The sequence below is a fragment of the Clostridium neonatale genome, assembly GCF_900465025.1.
Classification (GTDB): Bacteria; Bacillota; Clostridia; order Clostridiales; family Clostridiaceae; genus Clostridium; species Clostridium neonatale.
Genome location: NZ_UICR01000001.1, coordinates 903,058 through 915,042 on the forward strand (window position 1 = coordinate 903,058; position 11,985 = coordinate 915,042).

General features: G+C 29.2%; 10 protein-coding genes. 7 read left to right on the forward strand and 3 right to left on the reverse strand.

Annotated features, from left to right (window positions below):
• Positions 1-59 precede the first annotated feature (59 nt).
• Positions 60-821, forward strand: coding sequence for an IclR family transcriptional regulator (locus tag CNEONATNEC86_RS04185; protein ID WP_058293992.1), 762 nt, complete (start codon positions 60-62; stop codon positions 819-821).
• Positions 822-916: 95 nt separating this feature from the next.
• On the opposite strand, the gene CNEONATNEC86_RS04190 is transcribed toward CNEONATNEC86_RS04185, so the two are convergent.
• Entirely contained in the window at positions 917-2,350 is a 1,434-nt protein-coding gene (locus CNEONATNEC86_RS04190; RefSeq protein ID WP_058293993.1) for an aldehyde dehydrogenase family protein, read from the reverse strand.
• 58 nt (positions 2,351-2,408) lie between these two features.
• A complete protein-coding gene (locus tag CNEONATNEC86_RS04195; RefSeq protein ID WP_058293994.1) occupies positions 2,409-3,575 on the reverse strand; it encodes an FIST signal transduction protein in 1,167 nt (388 codons plus the stop codon).
• A gap of 212 nt (positions 3,576-3,787) precedes the next feature.
• Here CNEONATNEC86_RS04195 and CNEONATNEC86_RS04200 point away from each other — a divergent pair, with 212 nt between their 5' ends.
• The 6 genes from CNEONATNEC86_RS04200 to CNEONATNEC86_RS04225 all read left to right on the forward strand — a co-directional run bounded on the left by CNEONATNEC86_RS04200 (position 3,788) and on the right by CNEONATNEC86_RS04225 (position 11,335).
• Complete coding sequence (locus tag CNEONATNEC86_RS04200; protein ID WP_159135574.1) at positions 3,788-5,074, forward strand: SGNH/GDSL hydrolase family protein; 1,287 nt, start codon at positions 3,788-3,790, stop codon at positions 5,072-5,074.
• 397 nt (positions 5,075-5,471) lie between these two features.
• On the forward strand, positions 5,472-6,281 hold the full coding sequence (locus CNEONATNEC86_RS04205; protein WP_125149347.1) for a DUF368 domain-containing protein: 810 nt from the start codon (positions 5,472-5,474) through the stop codon (positions 6,279-6,281).
• Positions 6,282-6,837: 556 nt separating this feature from the next.
• The gene (manA, locus tag CNEONATNEC86_RS04210) at positions 6,838-7,818 is read left to right on the forward strand and encodes a mannose-6-phosphate isomerase, class I (protein WP_125149346.1); all 981 of its coding nucleotides are present in this window, start codon (positions 6,838-6,840) and stop codon (positions 7,816-7,818) included.
• Between the two features lie 32 nt (positions 7,819-7,850).
• Entirely contained in the window at positions 7,851-8,729 is an 879-nt protein-coding gene (locus tag CNEONATNEC86_RS04215) for an ROK family protein (protein ID WP_159135575.1), read from the forward strand.
• An 87-nt stretch (positions 8,730-8,816) separates the two neighbouring features.
• The gene (locus CNEONATNEC86_RS04220) at positions 8,817-10,211 is read left to right on the forward strand and encodes a glycoside hydrolase family 1 protein (RefSeq protein ID WP_058294014.1); all 1,395 of its coding nucleotides are present in this window, start codon (positions 8,817-8,819) and stop codon (positions 10,209-10,211) included.
• Between the two features lie 212 nt (positions 10,212-10,423).
• Positions 10,424-11,335 (forward strand): ROK family protein, encoded by a 912-nt coding sequence (locus CNEONATNEC86_RS04225; protein ID WP_159135576.1) that lies wholly within the window; start codon positions 10,424-10,426, stop codon positions 11,333-11,335.
• A 333-nt stretch (positions 11,336-11,668) separates the two neighbouring features.
• Here the strand turns inward: CNEONATNEC86_RS04225 and CNEONATNEC86_RS04230 are convergent, their stop codons facing one another.
• Complete coding sequence (locus CNEONATNEC86_RS04230; protein WP_058294016.1) at positions 11,669-11,974, reverse strand: hypothetical protein; 306 nt, start codon at positions 11,972-11,974, stop codon at positions 11,669-11,671.
• Positions 11,975-11,985 lie beyond the last annotated feature (11 nt).

The window sequence follows — 11,985 nt, forward strand, 5'->3', positions numbered from 1 at the left end:
TTACCAAAAAGAAAAATATTATACATCATGATTATATTTAAATAGAGGGTGAGAAGTTTATGGAATCTAGTGTAAGGGTTATGGATCGTGCATTTGATATTATTGAATTATTATCTAAAGAGAATCATCCAATGAATTTAACTGAAATTTCAAAAGCAACAGGAATAAGTAAATCTACAGCGTATAGGTTACTAAAAGCAATGAATATACGTCACTATGTAGAAAAAGATAATAATGGATGCTATTATATAGGTATAAAACTTATAGAAATCGTTAGTTATCATATAAATGGATTAGAATTACAGACAGAGTCAAAGCCGTTTTTATCTGAACTTCGATCTGAGCTAAATTTAACAGTACATTTAGGTATATTAGAAGCACATGAAGTAATATATATTGAAAAGCTAGATTTGTATCCAACTACAAGGCTTTATTCTCAAGTAGGGTATAGATCACCAGCATTTTGTTCATCTATGGGAAAATGTCTTTTAGCAAGTCTTTCTGGGGATGAATTAGATGAGGCACTGTATAATTGCACATTTGAAGAATTTACCCCAAATACTATAACTAATATGAAAGATTTAAAAAAGCACCTAAAAAAAGTAAGACAACAAGGTTGGGCAATTGATGATGAAGAATATATTATGGGACATAGATGCGTTGGAGCAACTATTTTTGACTATAGAGGAGATGCAATTGCTTCAATTAGTGCAAGTGGACATGTAGCACAAATGTCTGATGAAAAATTACCAATTATTATAGAGCATGTAAAAGAAGCTGCAAGTCAGATTTCTAGAAGAATGGGGTACTTGGAAAATTAATTTATAAAATATATAATAGTTTAAAATATTTGAATTTAAGTGGAAGGGGAGCTGAAAATTTCAGCTCCCCTTGTTAATTAATATGAGATAATATATTATAGGATATTTTTGAGCACTATTGATTTTGTTCTTGTCATTTCATTAAATGTACTCATTACACCTTCTGTACCAATACCTGAGAATTTATATCCTCCAAAAGGCATTTCAAAACTTCTAAAGAAGCTGGCACCATTAATGACTGAACCACCACATTCTAATGCGTTAGCTACATAAAATGCATTTTTCATATTTTGGCTAAATACACAGCCGCATAAACCAAATTTAGAACTATTAGCAATTTCTATTGCTTCCTCAATTGTATCAAATGTAATTATAGGAACAACAGGTCCGAAAATCTCCATATCAATAGCAACATCAGCAGTTTTAGGAACATCTATAATTACAGTAGGATCATAAAAAGCACCGTTTCTGTTTCCACCTAAGATTACTTTTCCACCTTGAGATACAGTGAGATTTACTTGATCTTCAACTTTAATTGCAGCTCTTTCACTAATTAAACATCCAAGTTCAGAATCTTCATCTGATGGCATTCCAGCTTTAATTGCACTTATCTTTTCTACAGCCTTCTTAGAAAATTCAGAAGCAACATTTTTATGAACTAAAAATCTCTTTGAAGCACAACAAACTTGCCCTGTATTATACATACGCCCCCATAATAATTCATCTGTAGCTAAATCTATATCAGCATCTTCTAAAACAATGAATGCGTCATTTCCACCTAATTCTAAAGCAACATGAGTTAAATTATCTGCACAAGCTTTTGCAGTTTCTATTCCAACTTCTGTTGATCCTGTTAAAGTAACTAAATGTACATCGGGATTAGAACAAAGCCAGCTTCCAACAGAAGAACCACGTCCAGTAATTATTTGTATTGCACCAGGAGTTACACCTGCCTTTACCATTAACTCTGTTAACTTGCATAAAGTTAAAGGATTATCAGTTGATGGCTTTACAATTGCAGCATTACCAGCAAGTAAAGCTGGAGCAACTTTTTGATCATATAGGTCACAAGGGAAATTGAATGGTATTACGCAAGCAACTACACCAATTGGTTCCATTTGAGTAAATAATATATTTTTATCTTGTCCAGCTTCTAATCCTGCTGGAACCACTGTGCCATATAAATGTTTAGCTTTTTCAGAGAAAGCATCAAAAGCAATTGGAATATTTGCAATTTCAGCTCTAGCTTCTTTAATTGGCTTGCCAGTTTCATTAGATAATGTTCTTGCTAAATCTTCCTTATTTTCTAAAACAAGATTTATAAATTTTTTTAGTATTTCTACTTTCTCATATACTGGAACTTTAGCCCAGATCTTTTGTGCTTCTTTTGCACAAGATACAGCTTTATTAACATCATCTTCAGTAGCTAATGGAACAGTATCAATAACTTCTCCAGTAGCAGGATTTAAAACATTTAATACTTTGCCATCTGAAGAATCAACAGCCTTACCATCAATAATCATTTTCATAATAAAATCCTCCATTCATATATATATAATTCTAGAAATAATCTATATTTGTTACCGTTTACTCTAAAAATCCAGTGAAAGAAAGCATTAAACCACCACAAGTATTATTATTGTCACTTTCAAATCCATATTCACCAAATGTAAACTCTACAATGAAAGGGATATCACCAGCAGCTTCTTTAATAAGCTTTGCAACTTCATCTATTCTACTATCTATACCAGCTCGACGGCCACCACAATGAACTAAATGAAATGCTATTGGAGGCTTATCCATTTTTTCTATTAAAGCTTTTAATGTTTCACCAGTAGATGAAATTAGTTCATCAACAGTTGCTTCCATACGAATTACACATGTTTTCTCAGATAAATTGTTACCAATAGCCATAGAAAGATCATCATTTCCATTCATAGGATGACGTATTGCGATTAAATCACCTAAACGGTCTTTTACACCAAGAGGAGATGTTATAGTAGTTGAAAGTAAGTTTCCGCCAGTAACGGCTTCCATGTCAATTCCTCTCCATTCAGCATATTTTTTGGTAGCAGGAACACCATCAATTTCAACTAATGTACGATTACCATCTATTTTTGTTATTACTCCAAAATCATCAGTTTCTCTATAAGTTCCAGTGAAGAGGTTGGTCATTTTTATATCTCCATAGAAAAATGCAATAACAACACCATCTGAAAATTGAGAATTATCAGTGTATAATTTCCAATTTCCTGAGATACTATTATCAGCGGCACTTCCACCAAAGAAAGGAATTCTTCCAATAATAGAGCTTATGCCTTTTAAATAAAATTCTTCTTCTGCTGGTGATGCAGCCATATAAAAGAAATTTGGAGAAGAGTTTTGATTAGCAGCTTTCATAGCTTCAGCAGCAATTAATTTACCATCTTCAACAGGAGAAGCTCCACGTTCTTTAGACGCTATACCAATTATCATATCAGGGTCAGAGAGTGCCATTACACCAACAAATCCATCGTCAGAACCAATAAAACCTTCAGGTGTTATGATTCCTGTGAATGAAGTATTTCCGATTAGAGGTATATCAGGAAGCTCTTCAGCTACCCCAGATAACATTTCATCAATATTGTAATCACAACTACCATAAACAAATGCCATTTTTATTGAATCTAGACCAAGCTTTGCCTTAGATGCAGCTTCTTTACCTGCAGTTTTTGCACAAGATGATATACTTGATCCTACATTTACTTTTAACATAAATCTCAACCTCCCAATTAATATGGTTAATAATATATATTTATTCAATGATTTGTTTTTCTTATAATTTAATTATACAATGTTTACGTTATCATACAATTGACATATCCCATTCTGTAAAATTGTTGTTCCACTGAGCGGAACAAATAGCAAATAAACAATAAATAGTGTATACTAAGGATTATTATCAAAATATTAACAGGAGTAAATTTATGAATATATTAATTTGTTTTATAGCAATAATTATTTTATCACTATTTATAGCACTTTTTTCTACATATATATTTAGAAAAAACGCATGGATAATAATTCTTATTGAAATACCTATGGTATTATCATCAACATTAAAAGATATAATTGAAATATATCCTTCAGGAGATATTAAATATCAATTAATATCTTATTTTATAAATTTTAGTAATAAATTTTATCTTAGGTATCTTCCGCTTTTTATATTTACAACTATTTTTATAATATATTTTAAGGGAAAATTTAAAAATCTAAATTCAATAAATAAAGAAGATATTATAGGAAGAAATGATTTTTCAAAATATTATTTCTTAGGAAGATGGACAGAAAAAATAATAGATAATGCAGAATGCATATATACGATAAATTTGGGATCAGAAATACATGCAAAAATTAAAGGTACTAAAACAATAAAAATAAATTTCTTAAATACTAATCCAATTGGAAATCCAGTTGAAATTGCTTATAAGGTTAATGATGATGCTTATATTAGAGATAATGTATCAAATTCACCATTTATAATAGATAACTTAGATAAAGATAAAGAATATATACTAAAGATTGTAGTTTCTGGAAATAAAGATGAAGATGAAGTATGGAATAAAGAACAAGGAATAGCTTTTACAGGAATAGATATTGATGTAGATGGAAAGATCGAACCTTTTACACAAAATAAAAAAATAGGATTATTTTATGGAGATAGCATAACTGCAGGATGTTGGTTACTAGATAGAAATACACCAAGCAAAGGTTATGCGGCGGAAGCAAATTATGTAGCTAAATGCTGTGAGACATTGGGCTGCTTGAATGTAAGAGTAGCTTTTTCAGCAGCAGGTGTAACTAAAGGTGGAACTGGAGGAGTTCCTAAATTCATAGACTTTATTGATAATATGGATTCTATAACAAAAGAAAAATCACAATTTCCAGATTTCATAGTTATAAATATGGGAACTAATGATAATGATGCATCAATGGAAGAGTTTCAAGATGAATTATTAAAATGTGTAGTAAGAATACAAGATAAATATAGTGGAGTAACTATATTTTTGATGTTACCATTTATTAATGTGCGGAAAGAAGAAATAAAGAAAGTAGTCTCAATGACAGAAAATACAGTATTCATTGATACATCTGAATGGAATGTTCAATGTATAGATGGTATTCATCCTAATCTAGAAGGATCTAAAGTTGCAGGAGAAAGGCTTGCAAGTGAGGTATTAAGATACTATGGAATAGAATTCTTTAAATAAATATACATAAAATTATAAAGATGAAAATTATATCTATCAGAGTTATTAGAGGTAGTTGAGAAAGATATTTTAAATGATTATAACAACTTATATAATATTTAAAAATAAAATAGAGAGTCTATAAATATTATAAAAATTAACATATCAACAATTACATTAATCTAATTGTTGATATAGTAGACTTAATAGGATATAATGAATTAATATTATTAGTGCTATTAATTAAGAGGAAAGTAAAGATATGAATATGAAAGACATTAAATCGGTTATTAATATAAGGCAGAGTAATATTTTTAATGAAAATGAATATAAAGAGGTATAATCTACACTTTATTAAATGGTAGCTTATACCTCTTTTTATATTATAGATAAATTTAGAAAGAGAAAGGAGAACATTGTGGATAGTAATATTTTATTAAATATGCTTAAAGGATTATTTGTAGGAGGCTCTATGCTTATACCAGGTGTTAGCGGAGGATCAATGGCAATGATTCTTGGAATATATGATAAATTAATAACATCTGTAAGTTCGTTTTTTAAACATAAAAAACAAAGTATGATAATTTTAGGAACATTTGTTTTAGGGGCAGGTATAGGAATTTTATTATTTGCAAAACCATTGCTTTATTTAACTGATACATTTACTTTTCCAATGATGTATTTATTTATGGGGGCAGTAGTTGGATCAATTCCTATGATTTATAAGAAAGCAGACATAAAAAAAATATCATTATCAGTAATATTATATACAATATTAGGAATGGCTATTATATTTATGATTTCACTTATTCCAGAAGAATTATTTTCAGTAAATTTAGATATTGGAGTAACTGATATATTGCTTTTAGTAATTGCAGGAATTGTTGCAGCTGTAGCATTAGTTTTGCCAGGAATAAGTGTATCCTATATGCTTTTAGTATTAGGAATGTACGAAGAAACTATGAAGGCAATTGATCAATTCTATTTACCATATCTAATTCCATTAGGTGTAGGAGTACTTTTGGGAATAATATTGACAACTAGAATTTTAGAGAAAGCAATGAATACATATACTGCACCAACATACTTGATAATTCTTGGTTTTGTTATTGCATCAGTTATAGAAGTATTTCCAGGAATACCATCAGGAATAAATATAATAATAAGTATAGGAACATTTTTAATTGGATATTTTGCAATAAGAAAATTATCAGCTTTTGATAATTAAGTGTTTATAAAAATAGAATTCAATTATGAGCGAAACGAGGAGATTAAACATGAAATTATTAAAAAACATAAGTCCAAGTAGACTTATTGTTTTTAGTTTTTTGAGATAAGCTCAGATTGTATTTTATCCGAAAATGATTTAATTGTAGTAATCGGCAAAAAGAATAGTGTTTCAAGATTTGAAGAATTTTTAGGTTAAGTGTTATAAGGAGCATATCAAATACGATATGCTCCTTTAATGTTTAAAGTGTAAAATTTTTAAGGTTTATCCTGAAATTTTGTGATAAATAATAATCTATATCACTTATATGACCTATTTACTTGGTTTTGAATAAAGAATTGATGTTGAAAAAGCACCTTTTCACAAGATTCTGTGATGAACCAAAAATAATTTTAAAATTATGATGGTCTTTATTAATTTAACTTATATTACATAAATATACATATAAGCATTAAACTAAAAATATTATTTTTAATTTAAAAGACATAACATATTGCAACTTTTATTCAAACGTTATACTATATAAGTAAGAAGATAATTTAGGAGGAATGCTATTATGTATCCAATAAAATTTGAAAATTTATATTATGAAAGAATCTGGGGTGGGGATGGCTTAAATAAATTTAGAAATAATGTTCCATCGGATAAAGTTATAGGTGAAAGCTGGGATATTGCTTGTCACAAAAATGGGACAGGAACTGTAATAAATGGTGAACTTAAAGGTAAGAGATTTGATGAAATAATTGATTTATATAAAGAAAAATTAGTTGGAACAACTATTGATACATCAGATTTTCCATTATTAATAAAATTAATAACTGCAAACGATAAATTATCAGTTCAAGTACATCCTGATGATGAATATGCAAACAGAGTTGAAAAGGATTCTGGAAAAACAGAATCTTGGTATGTTATTGATGCAGAGGAAGATGCATATCTTATTGTTGGAACAAAAGACTGTGATAAGGAAACTTTTAAAAATGCATTAGAGAATGGTGAATTAGAAGGATGTCTAAATAAGATAAAAGTAAAGAAGGGCGATTTCTTCTTTGTTCAAAGTGGATTAGTACATGCAATATGTGAAGGTGTATTAATAGCAGAAATTCAACAAAGCAGTGATACAACTTATAGGGTTTACGATTACAATCGAGGTAGAGAAATACATGTTGAAAAAGCTTTAGATGTAATAGATTTTTCTCTCGAAGGAAAAAACACTCAAGGAATCACAATGAAACATGATAACTATGATAAGACTGTTTTATGTTTAAGTGAGTTTTTCACAGTGCAAAAATATGAAGTTAAAACTAGTGTAAAAGAAGAAAGCGACGAAGAAAGATTTTATTTATTTACTTGTGTAGATGGTGAAGGCGCAATTAAGTACAATGGTGGCGAAGAAAAGATATTAATGGGAGACAGCATATTTATTCCAGCTACTCTTGGAGAATATGAATTAGTAGGAAACTTCACATTATTAAAAAGTTATGTTCCAAATATAAAAAATGAAGAAAAAGAAATATTAAGCGTAGTAGAAAAATAGAAATTAAATCAAAAATTGATGAGGTGTTTATAATGTCATATTTTATAGGAATAGATATTGGCGGTACTAACCTTAGAGCAGCTATTATTTCTAAAGAAGGAGAAGTAATAGAGACATTCAAAACGTCTAATGAAGTTGTTAATGGAGCTGAACACAATTTAAATAAGCTTGTAGATCATATAAAAAATCAATGGAAAGAATATGAAGTTGAAAAAGTAGGTGTTGGAGCACCTGGTCCATTAGATTTAAAAGTAGGAAAGATTCTTAATCCCCCTAATTTAAAAGGATGGGAAAACTTCAATATTAAAGAATACTTAAGTGAACAATTAAATCTTCCAGTTAAAGTTAATAATGATGCAAACGTTGCTGGTCTTGCAGAGGCAATTGTAGGTGCGGCAAAAGAAGCTGAGTCAGTATTTTATATTACAATTTCTACTGGCGTAGGTGGAGGATTAATTTTAGATAAAAAATTAGTTAATGGAGCACATAGTCAGGCTGCTGAGATTTATAACATGATTATTAATGAAGATAGTTATATTCAGCCAGGATTAAATAAGAGTTCTTTAGAAGGACAATGTAGTGGTGTGAATATAGCAAGAATAGCTAGCGCAGAATGTTCAAAAGAACTTTCAACTAAGGAAGTCTTTGATTTATATAATAAAAAAGATGAAAAGATAGTTAAAATAATAGAAAAATGGATAGATAATATTTCAACTGGTATAGCTAATATAATTACTATAGTAGATCCCGAAGTTATTGTTTTAGGTGGTGCAGTGCCAATTAACAATGAAAACTTAATACCTTTAGTTACTGAATTTGTAAAAAGTAAAGTAGCGGATCCTAATATGGTAGATATAAGAGTTGCAAAAATAGGTGATAATGCAGGACTTATAGGAGCAGCTATGCTTTAGTATAAATAATGGATTTAATTAATAATTAAATAAATAATATAAATAAATTATATAGATTTAAATAACGTTAAGATTTGGAGGAATAAAATGAGTATAAAATTTAAGTTCCCAGAAAACTTTTGGTGGGGATCAGCAACATCAGGACCACAATCTGAAGGAAGATTTAATAAGAAACATGCAAGTGTATTTGATCACTGGTTTGATATAGCTCCACAAGAATTCTTTAATGGCATAGGGCCAAACGTAGCATCAAATTTCTATAATAGCTATAAGGAAGATATAAAGTTAATTAAGGAAATTGGGTTAAATAGTTTAAGAACATCTATTCAATGGACTAGATTAATAAAGGATTTTGAAACTGGAGAAGTAGATGAAGATGCAGTAAGATTTTATAATGCAGTAATTGATGAGTTTATTGCAAATGATATAATTCCAATTATGAACTTACATCACTTTGATTTACCAGTTGAATTATATGATAAATACGGCGGATGGGAATCTAAAAAAGTGGTAGATTTATTTGTTGTATTTGCTAAGAAATGTTTTGAGTTATTTGGAGATAGGGTTAAGTATTGGACTACATTTAATGAACCAATGGTTGTTGTTGAAGGTGAATATTTATATCAATTCCATTATCCAAAGATAGTTGATGGAAAGAAAGCAGTTCAAGTTTTATATAATATAAATCTAGCTTCTGCAAAAGCTATCGAAGAATTTAGAAAATGTGAAGTTGCTAAGGATGGAAAAATAGGTATTATTCTTAACTTAACTCCTGCATATCCAAGATCTCAAGATGAAGCAGATGTTAAGGCATCAGAATTTACAGAAGATTTCTTTAACAATTCATTCTTAGATCCAGCTATAAAAGGACACTTTACTGAAAGATTAGTAAAAGTTCTTGAAAAAGATAATGTTATATGGGAATCAACTCCAGAAGAATTAGAAATAATCAAAAATAACACAATTGACTTCTTAGGAGTAAACTATTATCAACCAAGAAGAGTTAAAGCTAAAGAAACACCATTTGATGAATCGAATGGATGGATGCCAGATAAATATTTTGATAATTATGAGATGCCAGGAAGAAGAATGAACCCATACAGAGGATGGGAAATTTACCCACAATGTATGTACGATATAGCAATTAATATTAGAGATAACTACAACAACATCCCATGGTACATTTCAGAAAATGGTATGGGTGTTGAAGGCGAAGAAAAATATATAAATGCTGATGGAGTTATTGAAGATGACTATAGAATAGATTTCTATAAGGAACATTTAGAATATCTTCACAAAGGAATAGAAGAAGGATCAAATTGCTTCGGATATCATACATGGACTCCAATTGATTGTTGGTCATGGGCTAATGCCTATAAAAATAGATATGGATTTATTGCAGTAGATCTAGCTACTCAAATAAAGACAATAAAGAAATCGGGAAGATGGATTAAAGAAGTTGCTAAAAACAACGGTTTCTAAGAAATTTTTATAATAAAATTAGGACTTTGATTAAAAATTTATAATATTTTTAGTGAGAAGTCCTAATTTGTTATTATGAGTTTTACAAAGGTTAATAAATTTGTATAATTTTTTAGGGAAAATGTTTTCATAAATATGATTATGAAATATAATATTATAAGATAGAAAAGTATATTTTTATTATATGCAGTAAAGAGAGGCGGATTTAAACGATGAAAAATTATATGGTTTTTGATATTGGAGGAAGTTCTATAAAATGGTCTGTTATCACAGAAAATGGTGATTTTAAAGAAAATGGTAGCATAAAAACTCCAGATAATAAAGATGGTTTCTTTCAAAGTTTAGAAAATATAACTAATGAAATGAAAGAAAAATTTAATGTTGAAGGTATTGCAATAAGTGCTCCAGGGGCTGTTGATTCTACAACAGGAATTATTGGAGGATTAAGTGCTATTCCATATATACATGGTCCAAATTTTAAAGAAATATTAAAAGAATCAACAGGATTGAATGTTGCAATTGAAAATGATGCAAATTGTGCAGCATTGGGCGAATGCTGGCTTGGAGCAGGTAAAGAAAATAATGATATGGCTTTTATTGTATGTGGAACAGGAATTGGAGGAGCCATAGTAAAAGATAGAAAATTACATGTAGGTGTTCACAAACATGGAGGAGAATTTGGTTATTGCTCTGTAAGCTGTACTTTTGATGAAGAAGGAGTTAAATGTCTTAGCTGGAGCAAAGCAGGATCAACTATTCAATTAGCAAATAATGTAGCAAAATTAAAAGGAATGGAAGAAGGCAGCTTAACTGGTTTAGATGTATTTGAGCTATGTGAAAAAGGTGATGAAATAGCACTTAAAGAAGTGGACAAATACTACTATACTATGGCGGTAGGAATATATAATATTCAATACACTTATGATCCAGAAGTTATAATACTTGGTGGGGCAATAAGTGAAAGAGAAGATTATGTAAATCAAATAAATAAACATATGGAATATTTAATGAAAAATACTTCGCTAGAAGGTACCATAGTACCATCTATAAAGAAATGTAAATATGGTAATGACGCAAATAAATTAGGTGCACTATATAATTATTTTCAATCAGTAGCAAAATAATTATAATGTGAAAAGAGAAACTACAAAGAATAGTCTTATGTAGTTTCTCTTTTTTAACGTATAGGAAAGTATAAAATTTTTATAATAGCAAAAGCCTTAAGAATAGAGCGTTTCTGTAATTTAGATAGTACAATACGTTAAAAAATAAATTATAGTCCCGCAAAAGAACCCAAAAGCAAGTTTTGGGACCTTTTGCATGGGTAAAAAAAGTGCCTTCTTATTTAAAAAAGTGTTTTAGCAATTGCTTATTTTATAGCGTTAAGGTTTATATTTTACGTATAAAGCGTGGCGAAGCCACTTTTTTATTCATATTATTAAGCTTTTATTGAAATATCATATGGTAAATAAAATATATACAATAAAGAAAAGAGTACCTATGAGTAAACCTATTACAGAGGAAATTATTCCTGCAATAGCTAATTTAAATCCATCTCTTTTCTGAGCAATACTGATAATTCCTAGAATTAAACCAATTATTCCAACAATAATTGAGTACATAATAGAAAAGAAAAGTATACAAGACATTATTCCGAAAACTAATGATGAGATAGATATAGAATCATTTTTTTGGGATAGTTTATTTACTATAACTGGTTTTGGCGTATTGGATAATTTTGTTTTACTATTATCATTATTCATAATATAAAGCC

Excerpts from the sequence above, each read along its gene's own strand:
- CNEONATNEC86_RS04190 (WP_058293993.1), bottom strand. The coding sequence starts at position 2,350 with ATGAAAATGATTATTGATGGTAAGGCTGTTGATTCTTCAGATGGCAAA.
- CNEONATNEC86_RS04230 (WP_058294016.1), bottom strand. The coding sequence starts at position 11,974 with ATGAATAATGATAATAGTAAAACAAAATTATCCAATACGCCAAAACCA.
- CNEONATNEC86_RS04215 (WP_159135575.1), top strand. The coding sequence starts at position 7,851 with ATGTCATATTTTATAGGAATAGATATTGGCGGTACTAACCTTAGAGCA.
- CNEONATNEC86_RS04200 (WP_159135574.1), top strand. The coding sequence starts at position 3,788 with ATGAATATATTAATTTGTTTTATAGCAATAATTATTTTATCACTATTT.
- CNEONATNEC86_RS04220 (WP_058294014.1), top strand. The coding sequence starts at position 8,817 with ATGAGTATAAAATTTAAGTTCCCAGAAAACTTTTGGTGGGGATCAGCA.
- CNEONATNEC86_RS04185 (WP_058293992.1), top strand. The coding sequence starts at position 60 with ATGGAATCTAGTGTAAGGGTTATGGATCGTGCATTTGATATTATTGAA.
- manA (WP_125149346.1), top strand. The coding sequence starts at position 6,838 with ATGTATCCAATAAAATTTGAAAATTTATATTATGAAAGAATCTGGGGT.
- CNEONATNEC86_RS04195 (WP_058293994.1), bottom strand. The coding sequence starts at position 3,575 with ATGTTAAAAGTAAATGTAGGATCAAGTATATCATCTTGTGCAAAAACT.
- CNEONATNEC86_RS04225 (WP_159135576.1), top strand. The coding sequence starts at position 10,424 with ATGAAAAATTATATGGTTTTTGATATTGGAGGAAGTTCTATAAAATGG.